The organism is Sphaerochaeta sp. (assembly GCF_050256055.1).
In the GTDB taxonomy this organism is placed as follows: Bacteria; Spirochaetota; Spirochaetia; order Sphaerochaetales; family Sphaerochaetaceae; genus Sphaerochaeta.
Genome location: NZ_JBFWIJ010000032.1, coordinates 19,810 through 37,377, shown reverse-complemented (window position 1 = coordinate 37,377; position 17,568 = coordinate 19,810). Strand labels below are relative to the sequence as shown.

The window sequence follows — 17,568 nt, the reverse complement described above, 5'->3', positions numbered from 1 at the left end:
TATATTTTATCCCGATTTCGCGAAACCCCAAAGGTGGGAGAGGATGTTCCCGTATCAACCACCCGGGACTACATGTGCCAGGAATTGGGTATGAACATCAAGACGTTGAATCGTGCCATAGCAAAACTCAAGGACCAGGGTTTCATCACCTTGGTCAAAGGTAAGATTCACATCATCACAGAACAGGTACAGCCTTTGGAACGCTATCTGGAAGAACTTTGCAACACTACCAAAAACGGATGTGCAAGGTAGAACCATTTGCCACTGAACAGCGAGAAGACCCCTAGCTACTTCCCTTATAATGCAATCATCACTTTCACCACATCAGGATGGTTTGCTGCAGCATACTCATAAGCTTCGATCGATTTCTCAAAGGGGAATGTCCTGCTGATCAAACGCCGTACATCGATCTTTCCCGCACTGACCAATGCCGCAGCCTTCTCAAATTCGTTGACATAGCGGAATATCGTCTCAATACTGATGCCACGGCCTTGCAGGAACGAAACATCAATCAGTACCGGTTCTCCCGGGATTCCCACCAAGACCACCTTCCCTCCCGGGCGGGCGCAACGGAAAAATTCCGGATACACCGGTGCATATCCGCTGGCTTCAAATATCCTGTCCACCCCAAGCCCCTGGGTCTTCTCCAAAATGACTTCCTGCAGATTTTCCTTGGAAGTATTGATCGGCACCATGTTCGGATAGCTTGCAGCGATATCGAGTTTCGGTTGTTTCACATCGCTTATATACACCGTAGAACATCCTGCGGCCAAGGCACTGATCGCCACCATGATGCCGATGGTCCCACACCCCACCACCAAGGCTGTATCCCCGGGTTCGATCCTTGCCTTTTTCGCAGCCTCCATCCCGATGGCCAAAGGCTCCATCATGGCTCCTTCGGCAAAACTCATATTATCCAGCAGCTTGATGCAAAACATAGCAGGATGCACCACCGACTGGCGCAGGCACCCATGAATGGGGGGAGTCGCCCAGAAACGCACCGCCGGATCGATATTATAGTTCCCACTAAGCGTTTCCTTGCTCCGCAGATCAGGGATGCCGGGCTCCATGCAGACCCTGTCCCCGATCCGGAACCCTTTGACATTGCTGCCGATCTCCACAACCTCCCCGGCACTCTCATGCCCAAGTATCATGGGTTCCCGTACCACATACTCCCCGATGGCTCCATGGGTATAATAATGAATATCCGATCCACAAATGCCACAAGCTTTCACTGCAATCCGTACGTCATCCGGACCCACCGTTTCCTCGATGGGAAACTCCCGGAGGCTGAGCTTCTGTTTCGCTTCCAACACCAATGCCTTCATACTCCATCTCCTTGCTTCAACGACAGCCATCTGACAAAACCCATCAGGGTGAGCAAACCAGAGCTTACCTCATCCAAAAGCCGAAACAATTCGGGTCGCAGGCATTCCTGAAAGGAACACCCCGCCCCGTTCCTTCTGCCTTACCAGCAACAATAGCCACCATCAACAATGATGTCGGTTCCGGTAGCATAATCCGAAGCAGGAGAAGCAAGATAGAGACAAGCCCCCTGCAGATCCTCAACCGTCGCCATGCGTCCCATCGGTATCATACGAAGCCATTGTGGCTCCATCTTCTGCCCTTCCGGACTGGCCAACAACTTCTCAACCAACTCGGTTTTCGTATAACCGGGGCTGATCGAGTTCACTCGCACCCCAAACGGAGCCCATTCAGCGGCCAATGATCGGGTCATATGCAATACACCCGCCTTGGAAGCATTGTAGGCGACTTGGTTCTGTGGGGTATTGACGATATGGGCGCTCATCGAGGCAGTGTTGATTATTTTCCCATATCCTTGCTGCTTCATGTACGTTGCCTCTTCACGGGCACAGAGGAAGATGCCATCCATGTTCAACGCCATGGTTTTTCGCCACATCGCATACGGCATGGTAAGCGCATCGCTCCATATTCCCATCCCGGCATTATTCACAGCTATGGTCAACGTACCCCAAGCATCCACCACACGTTTCACCATCGCCACCACCTGGTCTGGATCAGTGACATCACAGGCACAAGCCATAGCTTTGATACCCTGCGCTTCCAATTCCTCTACCGTCGAAGCGGCTGTTTCTGGATTGATGTCAACGATTGCGACCTTGGCTCCTGCTTGTCCAAGAGCAAATGCATACCCTCGTCCAATCCCCTGAGCCCCGCCGGTTACCAACGCGGTTTTCCCTTTTAGACTGAATCTGTCAAGAATTCCTTCATCCATCATATACCTCCCGATGTCCTTCCTTGTATTTCTGCAATGACCAAACGGTTATTGTTGCGGTTTCATCATGACTTTCATCACCCCTGGCTTCCCTTCTACGATTGAGTGAACGCCCTGTTCAAAATCGGCGAGGGGGAGTACAGGATTGATCAAGGGACGTACATCAATCTGGTGACTTTCCATCAATCTGATGGCTTGCATGGAGTTACGTACAGATGTATAGGTCCCGATGATCTTCAGGCTTTTGGAGAAGATCTCAAAGGGGTTGAGATTGATCATCAAATCGTTTTTCGGAACGCCGAAGAACAATACCGAGCCCCCCCCACGGGCATAATGCAGACTGTTCTCCAGCAGGAACTTGGAACCGGATGCTTCGATCACCATATCAAAAGTCTGGCCCTTGAGGTCATCGAGATTCGTACAGGTCTCGTCTGCCGCATAGTCTTTGGCCATCTGGAGCCTACTTGCATTCTTATCCACCTGTGTAATGCGACTGGCTCCCCGGATCTTTGCTGTTCTTGCAAGCAACATGCCGATCGGACCGGCACCCAGAACAAGGACCCGATCCCCCAGTTTGAGGGGCGTCTGCTCAATACCGTGCAGGACACAAGACAACGGTTCACAAAAAGCACCCTCATCAAACGGAAGATTTCCGATGGAGAACACGGCTTTCTCCGGGACTTTGACGTATTCGGCCATCCCTCCGGGCATCGAGACTCCCACTCCCTGCCAATTGACGCAGAAATTCTGTCTGTTTTCCAAACAGTTTTCACAATTGTCGCAAGCAATATTCGGTTCAACCGCCACATGATCCCCAACTTTGACCCGTTTTACCGATCGTCCGACTTGTTCCACCACCCCGCTGAATTCATGGCCGGGAATTATAGGATAGGAGCCAAGATATTCTCCGTGGAAGATATGCACATCGGTACCACAGATGCCGCTGGACATCACTTGAATCAGAACCTCATGGTCATTGACAACCGGCTTCGGTACTTCCTGTACTGAAATCATACCGGGCTTCTCGATTACAATTGCTCTCATTTGGCACGTTCCTCCTTACTCCAAAGCGCGTATAATGCATCATTGATCGGTTTCTCCTTCCCATATATCATTTTGAAAATGGGGAACAACGAGGCATACCGACTGGCTTTCTGTTCTTCCGGGTTGCAAAAATCCTTGTTGAAAACCATATGATCGATCGCCTCATCCAAATCCCGATACAAGCCGACTCCCACCATTGCCGCCATCGCAGCACCCATTCCCGAACCTTGCGTAGGATATGGATGCAAAGCCAAAGGGAGATCCAAGACATGGGAAAGCAGGTGCATAAAAGGAAGACTGCGTGCAAGCCCACCCATGACGGTCATTGATGGATATGCAAACCCCAGATCACCATACACCTCCAGGACATCCTTGAGCGCGAAGGCAACGCCTTCATAGACACTTTGGGCAATATCCATCGGACTTTGGTGCATGGAAAGTCCTACAAACGATCCTCTTGCCTTGCTGTCCCAGAACGGCGAGCGGTCCCCCAGAAGATAGGGGGCGAACACAACCCCTTTGCTCCCCGGTTTACCCTGATCTAAAAAGGCTTCCACATCCTTGCGATCCAACCCAAGAATCTGCAATATCCAGTCAATCGCAATCCCACTCGATTGCACCGTCCCGCACATATTCACATGCTGGCCGTCAAGATCGAAGAAATTCTGCAAGCGCCTCTTTGCATCAGCAACGACAGTACTCCCCAAGGTGCTGACCCAAGCGCTGCTTCCCAGACAAGCGTACGCGGACGAGCTGTCTTTCACCCCTGCTCCTCGAGTTGCGCAGGCTGCATCGCCACCTCCCATCGAAACCGGGATACCAGCCTTCAATCCCATTATCGAGGCAACATCCCTTGCGAGCGTACCGCCTATGTCGGTACTTTTCTTCAACAGGGGAAAACGCTTGGGGTCAAGCCCCAAATCGAGGAGCAAATCCCTGTCCCAATCATGAGCGACCATGTCCATCGCACAGGAAAGCGAGGCATCACTGAAATCACTTTCCCCCACCACGTTCGTAAGTTTTACCCGTATATAGTCCTTGGCATTGAGAAAAAATGCCGTCTTCTCATAGGAATCCCGCTCGTGCCGAAAGACATATAGGATCTTCGGCAAAGAAAGATGCTCATCAATCCTGTTGCCATGCACCGGATAGGCATCAGGTATAACATTCGCAATCAAGGTACATTCTTCCTTGCTCCGAGTATCACTATGAATAAGTTCCGGCCTGACACTGTTTCCCTGGGCATCCAGGAAAAGCGCTCCATTCATGTGACCGCTGATTCCGATGGCTACGACCTGTTCCTTTGCAGACTGGGAAAGACGATTGGCTCCGATTAGTGCAGCGTGCCAGAAATCATCTGGATCCTGTTCAGCACGGTCCTGCTGATACTCGGTAGGGTAAGGGATCGAGACACTTTCCGTCTCCATCCCATCCCTGTCGAAGAGAATCGTCTTTACACTGGTCGTCCCGACATCGAAGACCAGGATCTGCTCTGTCATTCCTTCACCGCTCCCATCGTCAGTCCTTTCACCAATGCCTTCTGGCTCATCCACCCAAGTATCAAGGCCGGAAGAATGGAAATGGTCGAGGACGCAGACAACTGGGCAACGAACAAGCCTTGTTGTTCACGGAATCTGGACATGTAGACCGGCAACGTTGCAGAAGGATTTCCGGTGAGATTGAATGCAAGGAAGAATTCGTTCCAGATTTGCACGGCAATGATCAAGCCAGCGCTGATGATCCCGGTTCTGGCAAGTGGAATGGCCATGATGACCATTTGTTGCCATCGGGTACAGCCATCGATGCGGGCGGCTTCAAAAATATCCTTGGGCAAATCACTGAAAAATGAATGAATCAACCAGACGGCAAGGGGCGTATTGAACCCGATATAGGCTATCAACAAACCCAAGGGATTGTTTTTCAAATTCAGCTTTTGATACGTAATGAACAAGGGAATCAACACAGCGACCGGAGGCAACAAGATTGTGGTGATGAACCAAAGATAGATTTTCCCCGCACTGTCCTTCTTTTTCAATTTCCCGAAAACCAGGGCAAACGCCGCAGGAATGCCGAGCAGCAGACTTATGCCGGTTCCCAGAACAACTTGGAGCACCGAGTTCTTCAGATACTGTACCATCGTGGGATCAGAGAGCACTTTCTGATATGTCTGCAAGGTCGGTTGAAACAATAACGCAGGTTTCACTGCCTGTTGTTCGGTTTTGAAACCTGAGAGAAACATATACAGGATTGGGAAGAAATAGGTGAGAGCAATACAATAAATAATCAAAGCCAAAATGGTTTTCTTTAGGATTTTCTTCAGGCGCATGGAGCGCTGAATTTGTGTAATGGTTCGTTCCTGCATCATCAGACACTCCTTTTCTGGATTTGGCTGTACAGCATTCTGATAAGGATCAGCGTCAACGCAACGGTCATCACAGCCAATGCACCGGCTCTTCCGATCTGGTTGGCATATACAGTCTGGTAGTAGACATAGAAGGGCAAGGTGTAGCTGCTTTTTCCCGGTCCTCCGTTGGTGGTCACCAGAATCAGGCCAAATTCCTTGATGATAAATACCAGTCCCAACATAATGGCAACTCGGACCTGATTGGAAATCAAAGGTAATTTGATCAAGAAGGTTCCCTGCAGCCAATTGACGCCATCCAGATGCATGCAGTCAATCAAATCCCTGGAGATACCCTGCAGACCTGCCAGCAGAATGAGGACAAAGAAAGGCATCCACTGCCAAACAAACAAAAGGATGATCACCCCGACAGGGTGATAACTGATCCAGTCGACCGGAGTGAAGTGGAGCTTTTGTGCCAACACCCCATACCACCCGAACGTAGTATTGAATATCGTGGTTTTCCAGATGACACCACTGGCGGTGGACATCACAAAAAACGGACCAAGAATCAGGGTTCTTGCCACATTGATGAAGGGAACTTCATTGTCAAGCAATAAAGCCATCAAAAACCCTATGATCGTACAGAGTCCAAGTGATACGCCGGTTATCAGTACGGTTTGCCACAGGACTTCCCAGAATTCCGGACTTTTCAGGAAGAACCAAAAATTTGCGAATCCCGCAAATGTTACGGCAATATCAGGACGCGAGAGATTCCATTTGACACACGAATATATGATGGTAATCGCAAACGGAACTTGCGTCATGATGGCAACAAACACAATTCCTGGAATCAGATAACGGTAGTCTGTATGTTCCCGAAGCGGTCTATTCCTGGGAGGCATGGCAGACTTCTTGCTTGTCGACTCTCCCGGTTTCAATAGAACGGCATGTTGTTTTTCCATATGCACCCCAATGATCGAACATATTCCTATCGACGAACGCCTTTGCTCGGCAAAAATGAATAGACATGTCCGGCGGAATATCCGCCGGACGGATGATAGACAGAATCCCAACTACATGAGGACTCTCTTATTTCCGATAATTTCCATCAATTGCAGCCTGGTTGAATACAGCCTGGGTCTTGCTGATGGCTTCATCAAGACTGATCTTATCCACCACATAGTCGGCCAGATACTCAGTCATTGCCGTTCCAATATCAGCAAATTCAGGAATCGCCATGTACTGCAATCCTACATACGGAGCGGGATTGAGCGTAGGTTTGGTGAAATCAAGATTTTGGAGTGTCTTCAAAGTAATTGCGGCATACGGAGCCTTGGCGTACTCGGGGAGATCATACGTGCTGTAGCGGTTTGCACTCGGGGTTGTTCCACAAGAAGGATCTTCCCGCAATGTAAGGGCTACATAATCCTTACTGGTTGCCCACAGGATGAAGTCGAATGCCGCCTGCTTTCTGTCCGCAGTAATGTTGGGATTGATACACATGGTCCAGTTCCACAGCCATGCGGTATTCTTCTTCAAGACATCATGGGGCGCCATGACATATCCGATATGACCCTTGACTGCGCTGTCGCTGGCTTCAAGCGGAGGAGCCAGGGAGGTGGCATCATAATACATTCCGCATTTTCCACTGGACATAAGGGCGATACATTCGTTGTATGTATAGCTCAAAATATCCTTCTGGCCTGCTTCCCGGAGGATTTTCTTATACATCATCCAAGCATTGCGGACCTGCGGCGTATCGATGGTGGCATTCCAGTTCATGTCATAGAATTGGCCGCCGAATGCATTGATCATCGTGGTGAACGGAGCACCGCTCATGCCCCAACCGGGAGCTCCACGCATGGTCATACCAACAATTCCATGAGCCGGATCATTGATCTTCTTGGCAAATTCATACACTTGCTGCCATGTGGGTTCCTCGGGCATCGTCAAACCGGCCTTCGCAAACAAATCCTTGTTGTACATGAGGAAGGATGATTCGCCATAGAATGGAACACCATACGGCACTCCATCAAGCGATACGGAATCCAACATACCTTTGATCAGGTCGTTATAGTCGTACCACTTCTTCTGGTCTGCAGTCATCTTGTCAAAGTACGGTTTCAGATTCTCCAACCAGCCGTTTTTCGCCCAAGTCTGTGCTTCGTACGGACCGATATAGATAATATCGTAGGTACTGTCCTTGGTAGCGGCACCGGTCGTCAATTTCTGACGCAGATCGTTTTCCGGAAGCACCGAGATGTTGACGGTCACTCCATCGGCTTTGTAATACTTCTGGGCATAATTTGCCAGAGCCTGTGACAATGGGTTGTTCGCCAAGGCCACGTTGATCGTCACGGGACCTGCAGCTCCCTTTGCACCTTCAGCAGTACCTTGGGCAAACACCATCGATGCTGAGACCAGCATCACCAGAGAAAGCGCCAATACCAACTTCGTTCTCTTTTTCATAATTTCCTCCTTTTTGAAAATTAATGAAATTTCTTACACACTGTGACGCAGAACCAATCGAGTAGGAATGCGGACAACCCTATCCGGTTGTTGTGCATCCTTTTCCGCAATCCTTTCGTATATCAATTGCCCAGCCACCGAACCGATCATGTCAGGATCCTGTTCAACGGCAGAAATGCTCGGTGTGGTCATCGAAAGCCAGAATGAATCGTCAAATGTCATGAACGCCATTTCTTCAGGAACCTTGATATTCGCCTCGCGCAAATAATTATAGACACCGATTGAAGACAGATTATTGCCAGCGAAGATGGCCGTTACTTCCCCACCCTCCACCAGTTCCTTGGTCTGTGTATAGGAAATGCCGTGCAAAAGCTGGCTTTGGGAAAGGGAAACCGCATTATCCCCGGTTTTTATATAGTTCTCGTTCACTTTCAAACCCGCCTCAAGATGAGCCTGGCGATATCCTTCAATACGTTCGGCCATGGTCGAGTCATTGCGGCTGGTCAAAAACCCTATCTTCTTGTGCCCTTTCTGAATCAGATACTTCACCCCAAGATAGGCACCCTCGGTATTGAGTGACAGCACCATATCGCTTTTGTAGCCGAAGGGTTTGCGATCCACAAACACCACCGGGACATCGTGGTTCTCAAGAACCAGCTGCAGGTAGCAACAATCCTCACCGGTGGTGGCGATCACCAGACCGTCTACGGATGAAGCAAGCAAATCCTTCACATTCTCAATTTCCAGCTCCTTCCTTTCCTTGCAATCCATCAAGGCTATCCGGTATCCATATGCCGCAAGGCTCCGTTCCAAACCAATGGCTATGTATTGGAAGAAATAGTTCGAGAGGTCGGAAACCACAAATCCCACGATCTTGCTCTGGCCTTTCCGAAAATTCCTGGCCAGCGGATTAATCTGATAATTGAGCTGCCTTACCGCAGTCTCAACCTTCTTCTTGGTTTCTTCCCTGACGTTTTTTGTATTGTTCAATACATTGGATACGGTAGCCACAGACACCCCGGCAAGCTTCGCTACCTCTTTGATTGAAACGGCCAATCCTTTCCTCCAAAATTAACAAAAAGTTAAACGGTTTTCCCTATATAAAAAACCTAAACCCGTTTCAGAGTATTGTCAACAAAAAAATATATTGAAAGGAATTAGCAATTTTTTACTGGCTTAAATTAGTCAAATTTAACATGAAATTTCTTATGTTCTAAAAAATGATTTAAACGATTAAATTAATGAGTTAATCGTTACACGCGGTACTTCGTCACACCGAGAATTCTTGGTTTTTCAACAGACGAAAATTATGCATGACTCAGACAGCAACAACCGACGAAAAGGCAAGAAGGCCGCTTATCCCATCAAAAAAGGAAGCCGGGCGAATCCCAGCTTCCTTTTCAGATTTACAAACCAATGCACTATTCAGGACGCTTGCTAGGGGCGTACCCATACATCCAGATGAACGATCAAATATGCGTGGGTGCCCACCGTGATGGATTCAAGGCTAGCCCCATAGCCGAGTTTGACCGGGAAGTTGCCGGAAGGGGGACGCTTTGCGGGAAGCACATCATAACCATTGATCTTCACCGCTTCGGTAGTATTCTGAAGCACCATGTTCTCACCGAGTACGATACTCAACTTCCCTTGTTGCTTCGCATACGTCAGGTATGCACCCTCCACCAGGTGTTGGCCTGCATAGATATGATGCACCGTGGACTCATTATATGCAGGATCCGAAGCATCAATATAGAACCACCAAGCAGCACCGGTGTCCCCCTCACTGTTTCCACCATAGGCTGTCTCAGCAAGCCAACCGTACGTATCGCCACCTCCGTCGGAGAGCTCCTTGATGATCGGCTCATAATAGGCAACCGCAGTATATCCGACCACGTAATACCAGGCACCCTTGCCGGTGAATACAGGATTGTTTCCGGCTGCATACGCAGTCTCCCCCGCAAGGGATGGAACGGCATTTGCGTCGGCATCATCGGTTAGTGCCGTGTGCATGATGAAATAGTAGGGAGCGTCGATCGTCCCTCCCAATTCGGAGAAGGAGAGATGAATCTGAACCGTATCGGCAGCAAGATTCTCCATCACATACTCCGAAAGGCCAGGAGCCGGACGAGTTGCAGGAATGGCCGCCTGGTCGGTATAGACATTGATATGATACTCGCCGATATCAGCAGCTTCGTTCGTATCGATGGTGATGGTGATCCCCTCCGCATCATTGGAAATGGTCACATTGCCCGCATCATTGGTTTTACCCGCCCAAAGCGTGAAGTTGCTTGTATAATACCCCGCAAGCCGGACTCCGGTCTGCACATGGGTGGCCGATGCTTTATCCACCACCTCCGACGGATCCACGATCCCGTCCCCGTTTAGGTCCGCAAGATATACATAGGCACCTTCATCCCAGAAAGTTTCCACTTGGTCCGCTTCGTCCAGGAACACCACATCACCTGCAATACCCGTATAGATGGTAGGCGGAGTCGTGACCGAGGGTGCAGGCTTCGCTTTACTCGTCGCTTCAGAGGATGTAAGAGTCTGCAATCTATCATAAGCAGATATGTCACACCCAACAAATATCACGAACAGTACCAACAACATAAGTATCACGATAACTCTTCTGTTTTTCTGGTTCATATTCTTGCTCCTTCTGGGCATCTGTGAGAAATACTACCGATTACAGTATGTATCGCACCCAGAAATCCGTGAAGAGAGCAGTCCGTTACAAATGACATAAGTTTTATGATTTATTTTTAAGACTACACATGTTTTGTGTAGTATTTTCCACGATTTTACTTAGGTATTATCTGCTTTTTACTTTTATTATAATATTTTAAAATTATATTTCATTACTAGCTCACTGGATATTAGTAATGTATGTCCTATGTCATAAATTTCAGCAAAAAGAAATACATGTTTTCAGTGCTATCTGTTTGAAGCATCACTGATGCCCACGTCCTTTCCGCCTTCGCTTCACCGGTACGGCGGTGATGGGCTCGAGCAGATCGATAACCGTACGCACCAAGAGACGGTCCTCTATATCGAGGATGTAGTGCAGGCGTGCTCCTCTATACGGATACCCTGTATCCGCCTCTTCAAGCACCGGTTCCAGAGGCTTGAGCATCTTCACATACACCACATTGTCACATACCAACAACAGCGGCTTGTCGTTTATATAGACCATGTAGTCACCGAACATCTTGCGGTAGCGGATCACCCCTTCATTGTCTATCTGAGAACACACAAACTCAATGAATTCTTCTGTACTGGCCATACTGGTTTCCCGATTACTCGATTTGATACACTTTTCGCTAATATTTTAACACATTTATCAAAATATACCTGCTCATTTTTCGCTTTGCCTCGTATACTTGCCAAAGGTAATCGGAGAATCTGAAAGGGCCCATCCAAAGCGAAAGATACCCTGTATCGTTCGTGTGTTGCATGTTCACTCTTTTGGCTTCTCAAACCTGCTGCCAGTGCACCTGTAGAGGAGAATTGACATGCATATACTTGAAGCGAGCGTACTTTCGACAATTCTGCTGCTCTTCATTTTCTTCGATGTACGAAGATACCCCCTGCCCAAGCAGGACAAAGGCAGCCGCTTCTTCGCCGAGCTTGCCGTCACCTACACCTGCTTTTTGGTCCTGAACATCATGCTCCATGGTGCATCACAAAACCTGTTTCGTCTTGGCTTATGGGAAGCGAGGATCCTCTGGGCCTTGCATGTACTTTCGATACCATTCTTACTTACTCTCTGGGTACACTTTTCCCTTATAAATGTAGCCGAAGACACCAGGCAGGTATCCCGTTTCTCCACTTTGCTGGTATTGCCGCTCGTCCTCTTTGCCTTTCTGGTGTTTGCAGACCTTCCAGTCCAGCATTTCTACCCTGCCACCCCGTTTTTCACCTATATCTGGACTACACCAGGATCCTCCTATTTATTCATCTTGAGTTCCTTCTTATGTCTGGTTATGCTTATTTCCCCTCTTTGGAACCTCAAAACCTTGCAAGGTTCAAAGCCATTTCTGGCTTTTCTCCTCCCCTTCACGCTCAGCATTGCACTGGCAACATTCCGTATTACACATGAACTGACTTTGTTTGTTACCGTCAATTCCTTCATGCTGGTTCTCAACTATCTGGTCGTCCACCGCGATGCAGTGGTTTTGGATGACCTGACAAACCTTTCCATGGGACCCCTTTTGCAGCGCAGACTCATCAAAGCCTTCAGGAACAGAAGTCAATACAGTCTATTGTTGGTTGATGTCGAAAATTTCCGACTTTTCAATTCCCGCCATGGTCGCAACACAGGTGATCGCATGTTGCAAGAACTTGCCGCCTATTTGAAAACAATGCCGTACAACCAAGAAGCATTCCGGCTGAAGGATGACCGATTCTGTCTCTTGCTACACCAAGCTTCATCAGCATTGGAATGTGCCGGTCAATTACAGCGGCGTATGGAAGATCCCTGGCAACTCGGAGAGGAAACCGTGTATCTCTCCCTGCACCTTTTGGTTATCCACATCCCTGAACAAGCAAGCTCGTTTGATGAGCTGATGTACATCATCGAACAGATGCTCCAACAGGTCAAAACACAACAAAGCACATCGCTGCTGGTGTATGATGCAAACATCCTCAAGGTGCACCAACATCGGCTGGATATCATCAGCGCCCTGCGAGAAGCCATCCGCCGACCGGAACAGGTACAGGTGTATTACCAGCCGATCCATGACAACAAGACCGGGGCATTGAGCGGAGCCGAAGCCTTGATGCGCATCCAGAACAACCACCTTGGGTTTCTGCAACCCGATCAATTCATTCCCATCGCAGAGCAAACCGGCCTGATCAGGGACCTGACCTTCATTGTCCTGGATCGGGTTTGCGCATTGCTCGGCCGTCATCCAAAAGTGCGACAATCCATCCAATCCATCTCGGTCAACCTCAGTGCAGAGGATTTCACAAACGCGTTGCTGGCACATGATCTCTTGGAGCACATCCAAGCGCAGGGAATCGCGGAGCATCTGATCAGTTTCGAGATAACCGAATCCATGATCATCCAGTCGCATGATACCGTCAAACAGGTTATGCACACCCTCTCCTCATACGGCATCCAATTCGCCTTGGATGATTTCGGTTCAGGTTATTCCAATTTCTCCATGCTGATGGACCTTCCCCTCCACACCATCAAATTCGACAAACAAATGATCCTGAAATCTCCAGAAAGCCCACAGTTGCTCGCTCTTCTCTCATCAATGCTGCATGCACTGGGTAAAACGATTACGGCAGAAGGGGTTGCATGCAAAGAGGAAGCACTCATGGTACAAGCATTGATGATCGACCGGGTACAGGGTTACTACTATTCCGAACCCTTGGCGGAAGACAGGTTTCTCTCGCTCTTCGCAAACTGTGCCGGGTGTCCAGTTCTTAACGATATTTAAGCTGACAATCGAAAAAAGCTCCACTACACTGCACCTATGATACACGAATGCTGGGCACAAAGCACCAAAGAGTATGAATCGGTTCGAGCATTCCTCAAAAAGCATGACCTCGAATTCGAACCACAAGCCTCCGATACGATCCTAATCTACGACGACGAAAATCTGGTGGGAAGCGGGAGCTTGGACGAAGGGGTGCTCAAATGCATCGCCGTAGCATCAGACCGACAAGGGGAAGGACTACTGGGGACCATTCTCACCGCATTGGTGAAACGAGCCAATGAACGGGATTTCCGCCATCTGTTCATCTATACCAAGCCCAAAAACGAAAAACTTTTCAAACCCTTTGCATTCTATCCCATTGCCGCAACAGAATCGGTGCTACTGATGGAAAATCGACGGCATGGCATCAAAACCTTTGTGAAGTCACTTCCCGGACAACGCAGCGGTGTGGTGGGCTCCATCGTCATGAATGCGAATCCCTTCACCTTGGGACACCGCTATCTGGTCGAGCAAGCCCTCCAACAGGTTGATGAACTGCAGGTATTCGTCCTTTCGTCGGCAAAGAGCATCGTACCGCCAGCGGCAAGACTGCGTCTTGTCCGGGAGGGCTGCGCCGACCTTGACCGTGTATATGTACAGGACAGCAGCAACTATCTTGTCTCCTCGGCAACCTTCCCCACCTACTTTCTTCCCAAGGACACGGTGGCGGAGGCGAACGCAGGGTTGGACATCAGGATTTTCATCGACTATTTTGCAAAAGAACTGAAGATAACCAAACGATTTCTCGGTACCGAGCCGCTCAGTCCCATCACCGATTCCTACAACCGGGAAATGCTTGCGCTGCTCCCATCCGAAGGGGTGGAGGTCATCGTTCTCCAACGAAAGGAAACCCAAGGGGAAGTGATCAGCGCCTCAAGAGTCCGGGCATTGATGCAGCAAGGCAACGTTGAACAAGTACGGCCGCTGGTGCCGGATTCCACCTATCAATACTTAGCAAGCGAGGAAGGAAGGAGGTTGTTCTATACGGAGAAAACGTAACCGACGCCCCAAACGGTGACCAGGTATTTCGGCTCTTTGGCATTGTCCTCAATCTTGGCACGCAGCCGGTTGATATACACCATGATGGTGTTGTCGTCAACGACCGTATTGCCCCAAACCTGCTGATACAGTGCCTCCTTGGAGAACACCTGCTTTGGGTGGGACATGAAGAGTTGCATTAAGGACAGCTCCTTACCGGAGAGAAAAAGCTCCTGGTCATGCTTGAAGAAATGCAACGTCTTGGTGTTGAGCATGAAGGGACCGAGGCTGATGATCGGATTCGGCTCCTTCTGAGCCAGATTGGCCCGTCGGATCAACGCCTGGATTTTGGCTCCCAATACGATGGGATTGAATGGCTTGGCGATATAATCATCCGCCCCGATACCCAGTCCATACAGGGTATTGTAATCCTCATTGCGGGCGCTGATGATGATTACCGGGGTGAGTATCCCTTGTGAACGGATGGCCTTGAGCACGGAAAACCCATCGTTAGCCCCCAGCATGACATCCAGCAGAATGATCTGGAAGACGTCGGGATTGCCACTGATCAAGGTGAGCGCAGTCTCCCCGTCTTCGGCAAGTGTAGCTTCCAACCCATTGCTGGCCAATACTTTTGCCAAGACTTTGCGGATCGTCTCATCATCATCAACCACAAGTGCACGATTAGTCATTCCTCAATCACTCCTTGGAAGCGAATACGATTCAGTATACAATACAAAAAAGGTTTTGCAACGATGGAACAAAAAGAACAGGAACAAACTCGGAATTCACGGAACCTGCGCGTCCTTTGGCCGGCGATCGCAAGCGTACTCATCGGCTTTGTCCTGATTTTCCTCCTGGCGGCCCTGCTCAAGGAATATTCCAACCGGATGATCGAAAGCCAAAAAGCCACCTATGCGAACATCGTACGCAACATCTCGATCAGCATTGAGAATGAGGTCAGCCAAACTGAACAGTCGTTGCAGTTTTTCGTCAACACCAAGGACTTCAATGACGCTTTGGTTACCTTCACCGACGAAAAAAAGGGCTGGCCGTTGAACCAGATCTCCCTGTTGTTCTGCGTGTATTACTCCCAGGTCATCGAGAATATGATCATCTCCACCGATGACCATCTATCCTCCAGCTTCTGGTCGCTCAAACGGAAAAACTACACCAAGGCGGCTTTGGTCAGCCAAAACGAATTCGCAACCATGAACATCTATCTGACCAATGAGAATCCCATGCATGCGTTTTTAGGCATCACCGTCTCCAATACCAAAGGATACTTTGTCACCGCCATGCTCGACCTGGATTTGATGTACCAACGCTTGGTCAGCCATATCAAGATCGATCCGGGGACCGACATTCTGGTCAAGAACAGCGACGGCCTGGTCGTCATGTCCAGCAGCCCCTCCATCATCGGCGAGGATGCAGGGGAAGTCTACCGTTCGCTCCTGCAAGGCAAACAAGGTAATCCGGAAGCCATGTCTACCATCATCGGACACCAAGGAGAGCAACAGGAAGGAAGCGAAACCTTCATTGGTCACTGGCTCTACGACCAAGGCCCGACCCCCTCAAAGAAACTGAGCGTATATGTACCGGCAATCGCAGACTCCGGTTTCTTCATCATCAGCGCCATCATTGACTACGATGAAATACTCCGACCAGTACAGGCCATGTTTGCGAAGGTCAGTGTCCTGGTGGTGGCCATTTCCCTTGTCTTCATCGGGTTGATCGTCTACCTCTATTATGCGGGAAGACGAAAGGAAGAGATGGAGAAGGAAAACCGCTACCTGCGGGAACTGAACCGTACGCTTCAGCTGGTAAATGAGAACCAGCGGGTGAAGAACCACCAACAACGGCTGGAGATCATCGGAACGATGACCTGCGGCATCGCCCATGAATTCAACAATCTGCTCACCCCGATCATGGGGTACTCAGGTATGCTGCTCGCCCAGAAAACGAAACAGGATCCAGAATGGGGTGATGTGAAGGAAATCTTTGATGCCAGCGAGAAAGCCAAGGAGATCATCCAGCAGATATCGGCTTTCGGAAGGAAGAACACCGATATGACCTTCCATCAGATATCGGTACAGCATTTCTTCACCCAGTTGGAAAAACTCTCTCTAGGATTGATGCCCTCAACCATCCATTTCTCCTGCACTTCCCCCGATGATGAATATTTCCTGTTCGGGAACACAACCCAACTGACACAGGTGGTACTCAATCTGATCGTCAATGGCATCGAGGCAATCGGCAAGCAGGAAGGCCAGCTGAACCTCTCCTTCAATCTCGATCCTTCCTCCGAGGAGGCACCGCATGCAAATTCCGGTTCCGGCAAACCCAACACCTACGGGTGCATTCGCATCACTGACAACGGTTGCGGTATGGATGAGACGACGCAAAAGCAGATTTTCAATCCTTTCTTCACCACCAAGGGCAAGCAAGGCGGAAGCGGCCTAGGCTTGCTGATTTCCGAGAACATCATCAATGCGCATCACGGCAAGATCCTGGTCTCGTCCGAACCGGGGAAGGGATCGAGTTTCACCATCATGCTGCCACTCTCGGAAAAACCGATTGCAGAGCCCGAACAGGAACTCATCCCCAGCCTGAAGAAACAAGATCCCGCAGTACTTGACGTTTTGATCGTCGATGAGGATGCCATTGCCCTGCGGCTGTTCTCCAAAGGACTGTCCAAACGAGGGTATCAAGTGACCAAGATGCAAGACAGTCTCGATGTTCTGGAGGTATTGCAACAACAGGCCTTCTCCGTATTGGTGGTCGACGATGAATTACGTGAAATCGCATGGACCGACCTAGCGATGCGCTCGCGGCAAACGGTTCCTTCGCTGACCATCGTCCTGTTGACTTCCACGATCAGCAAAGACGTCATCGACTCAGTGAGCACAGGAGTCCTGGATGGATATGTGCTCAAACCTGCGTTGGTAAACGAACTGGAAGAAGAGATTCTTGATGTCCTGAAATTGTAG

Annotated in this window: 15 protein-coding genes; 4 read left to right on the top strand and 11 right to left on the bottom strand. The window is 49.4% G+C overall.

The window, feature by feature from the left end:
* Nucleotides 1-252: helix-turn-helix domain-containing protein (locus tag AB7C91_RS11900; protein WP_428591725.1), on the top strand; the 252-nt coding region annotated here is incomplete at its 5' end.
* Between the two features lie 44 nt (nucleotides 253-296).
* Here the strand turns inward: AB7C91_RS11900 and AB7C91_RS11895 are convergent.
* From AB7C91_RS11895 to AB7C91_RS11850, 10 genes are all read right to left on the bottom strand, one after another.
* Nucleotides 297-1,328 (bottom strand): NAD(P)-dependent alcohol dehydrogenase, encoded by a 1,032-nt coding sequence (locus tag AB7C91_RS11895; RefSeq protein WP_332448296.1) that lies wholly within the window; start codon nucleotides 1,326-1,328, stop codon nucleotides 297-299.
* Nucleotides 1,329-1,468: 140 nt separating this feature from the next.
* Entirely contained in the window at nucleotides 1,469-2,257 is a 789-nt protein-coding gene (locus tag AB7C91_RS11890) for a glucose 1-dehydrogenase (protein WP_332448297.1), read from the bottom strand.
* A 48-nt stretch (nucleotides 2,258-2,305) separates the two neighbouring features.
* Nucleotides 2,306-3,301, bottom strand: coding sequence for a zinc-dependent alcohol dehydrogenase family protein (locus AB7C91_RS11885; protein WP_428591722.1), 996 nt, complete (start codon nucleotides 3,299-3,301; stop codon nucleotides 2,306-2,308).
* Nucleotides 3,298-4,800, bottom strand: a complete 1,503-nt coding sequence (locus AB7C91_RS11880) for a xylulokinase (RefSeq protein WP_332448299.1) — start codon at nucleotides 4,798-4,800, stop codon at nucleotides 3,298-3,300. Before AB7C91_RS11880 ends, AB7C91_RS11885 begins: the two co-directional genes overlap by 4 nt.
* Nucleotides 4,797-5,666, bottom strand: a complete 870-nt coding sequence (locus tag AB7C91_RS11875) for a carbohydrate ABC transporter permease (RefSeq protein ID WP_332448300.1) — start codon at nucleotides 5,664-5,666, stop codon at nucleotides 4,797-4,799. The genes AB7C91_RS11880 and AB7C91_RS11875 overlap by 4 nt, the downstream gene beginning before the upstream one ends.
* Nucleotides 5,666-6,607 (bottom strand): sugar ABC transporter permease, encoded by a 942-nt coding sequence (locus AB7C91_RS11870; protein ID WP_332448301.1) that lies wholly within the window; start codon nucleotides 6,605-6,607, stop codon nucleotides 5,666-5,668. Before AB7C91_RS11870 ends, AB7C91_RS11875 begins: the two co-directional genes overlap by 1 nt.
* A 127-nt stretch (nucleotides 6,608-6,734) precedes the next feature.
* Nucleotides 6,735-8,114 (bottom strand): sugar ABC transporter substrate-binding protein, encoded by a 1,380-nt coding sequence (locus AB7C91_RS11865; RefSeq protein WP_332448302.1) that lies wholly within the window; start codon nucleotides 8,112-8,114, stop codon nucleotides 6,735-6,737.
* 33 nt (nucleotides 8,115-8,147) lie between these two features.
* Nucleotides 8,148-9,170 (bottom strand): LacI family DNA-binding transcriptional regulator, encoded by a 1,023-nt coding sequence (locus AB7C91_RS11860; RefSeq protein ID WP_332448303.1) that lies wholly within the window; start codon nucleotides 9,168-9,170, stop codon nucleotides 8,148-8,150.
* Nucleotides 9,171-9,551: 381 nt separating this feature from the next.
* Complete coding sequence (locus AB7C91_RS11855) at nucleotides 9,552-10,667, bottom strand: hypothetical protein (RefSeq protein WP_428591716.1); 1,116 nt, start codon at nucleotides 10,665-10,667, stop codon at nucleotides 9,552-9,554.
* A gap of 397 nt (nucleotides 10,668-11,064) precedes the next feature.
* Entirely contained in the window at nucleotides 11,065-11,397 is a 333-nt protein-coding gene (locus tag AB7C91_RS11850; protein ID WP_428591713.1) for a transcriptional regulator, read from the bottom strand.
* A gap of 229 nt (nucleotides 11,398-11,626) precedes the next feature.
* Here AB7C91_RS11850 and AB7C91_RS11845 point away from each other — a divergent pair, with 229 nt between their 5' ends.
* Together AB7C91_RS11845 and citC are read left to right on the top strand one after the other, a co-directional pair.
* Entirely contained in the window at nucleotides 11,627-13,561 is a 1,935-nt protein-coding gene (locus tag AB7C91_RS11845) for an EAL domain-containing protein (RefSeq protein ID WP_428591710.1), read from the top strand.
* Nucleotides 13,562-13,597: 36 nt separating this feature from the next.
* Nucleotides 13,598-14,599, top strand: a complete 1,002-nt coding sequence (gene citC / locus AB7C91_RS11840; protein WP_428591707.1) for a [citrate (pro-3S)-lyase] ligase — start codon at nucleotides 13,598-13,600, stop codon at nucleotides 14,597-14,599.
* On the opposite strand, the gene AB7C91_RS11835 is transcribed toward citC, so the two are convergent.
* Nucleotides 14,581-15,270, bottom strand: coding sequence for a response regulator transcription factor (locus tag AB7C91_RS11835; protein WP_332448308.1), 690 nt, complete (start codon nucleotides 15,268-15,270; stop codon nucleotides 14,581-14,583). The two genes, citC and AB7C91_RS11835, sit on opposite strands and share 19 nt — an antisense overlap.
* 63 nt (nucleotides 15,271-15,333) lie before the next feature.
* Between AB7C91_RS11835 and AB7C91_RS11830 the strand changes: the two genes are divergently transcribed.
* Nucleotides 15,334-17,568 carry an ATP-binding protein gene (locus AB7C91_RS11830; RefSeq protein WP_428591704.1) on the top strand — a complete coding sequence of 745 codons (2,235 nt, stop codon included), beginning with the start codon at nucleotides 15,334-15,336 and terminating at the stop codon, nucleotides 17,566-17,568.

What these genes read in the sequence shown, in the direction of transcription:
- AB7C91_RS11895 (WP_332448296.1), bottom strand. Translation starts at nt 1,328, where the DNA reads ATGAAGGCATTGGTGTTGGAAGCGAAACAGAAGCTCAGCCTCCGGGAG.
- AB7C91_RS11890 (WP_332448297.1), bottom strand. Translation starts at nt 2,257, where the DNA reads ATGGATGAAGGAATTCTTGACAGATTCAGTCTAAAAGGGAAAACCGCG.
- AB7C91_RS11885 (WP_428591722.1), bottom strand. Translation starts at nt 3,301, where the DNA reads ATGAGAGCAATTGTAATCGAGAAGCCCGGTATGATTTCAGTACAGGAA.
- AB7C91_RS11880 (WP_332448299.1), bottom strand. Translation starts at nt 4,800, where the DNA reads ATGACAGAGCAGATCCTGGTCTTCGATGTCGGGACGACCAGTGTAAAG.
- AB7C91_RS11875 (WP_332448300.1), bottom strand. Translation starts at nt 5,666, where the DNA reads ATGATGCAGGAACGAACCATTACACAAATTCAGCGCTCCATGCGCCTG.
- AB7C91_RS11870 (WP_332448301.1), bottom strand. Translation starts at nt 6,607, where the DNA reads ATGGAAAAACAACATGCCGTTCTATTGAAACCGGGAGAGTCGACAAGC.
- AB7C91_RS11865 (WP_332448302.1), bottom strand. Translation starts at nt 8,114, where the DNA reads ATGAAAAAGAGAACGAAGTTGGTATTGGCGCTTTCTCTGGTGATGCTG.
- AB7C91_RS11850 (WP_428591713.1), bottom strand. Translation starts at nt 11,397, where the DNA reads ATGGCCAGTACAGAAGAATTCATTGAGTTTGTGTGTTCTCAGATAGAC.
- AB7C91_RS11845 (WP_428591710.1), top strand. Translation starts at nt 11,627, where the DNA reads ATGCATATACTTGAAGCGAGCGTACTTTCGACAATTCTGCTGCTCTTC.
- citC (WP_428591707.1), top strand. Translation starts at nt 13,598, where the DNA reads ATGATACACGAATGCTGGGCACAAAGCACCAAAGAGTATGAATCGGTT.
- AB7C91_RS11835 (WP_332448308.1), bottom strand. Translation starts at nt 15,270, where the DNA reads ATGACTAATCGTGCACTTGTGGTTGATGATGATGAGACGATCCGCAAA.
- AB7C91_RS11830 (WP_428591704.1), top strand. Translation starts at nt 15,334, where the DNA reads ATGGAACAAAAAGAACAGGAACAAACTCGGAATTCACGGAACCTGCGC.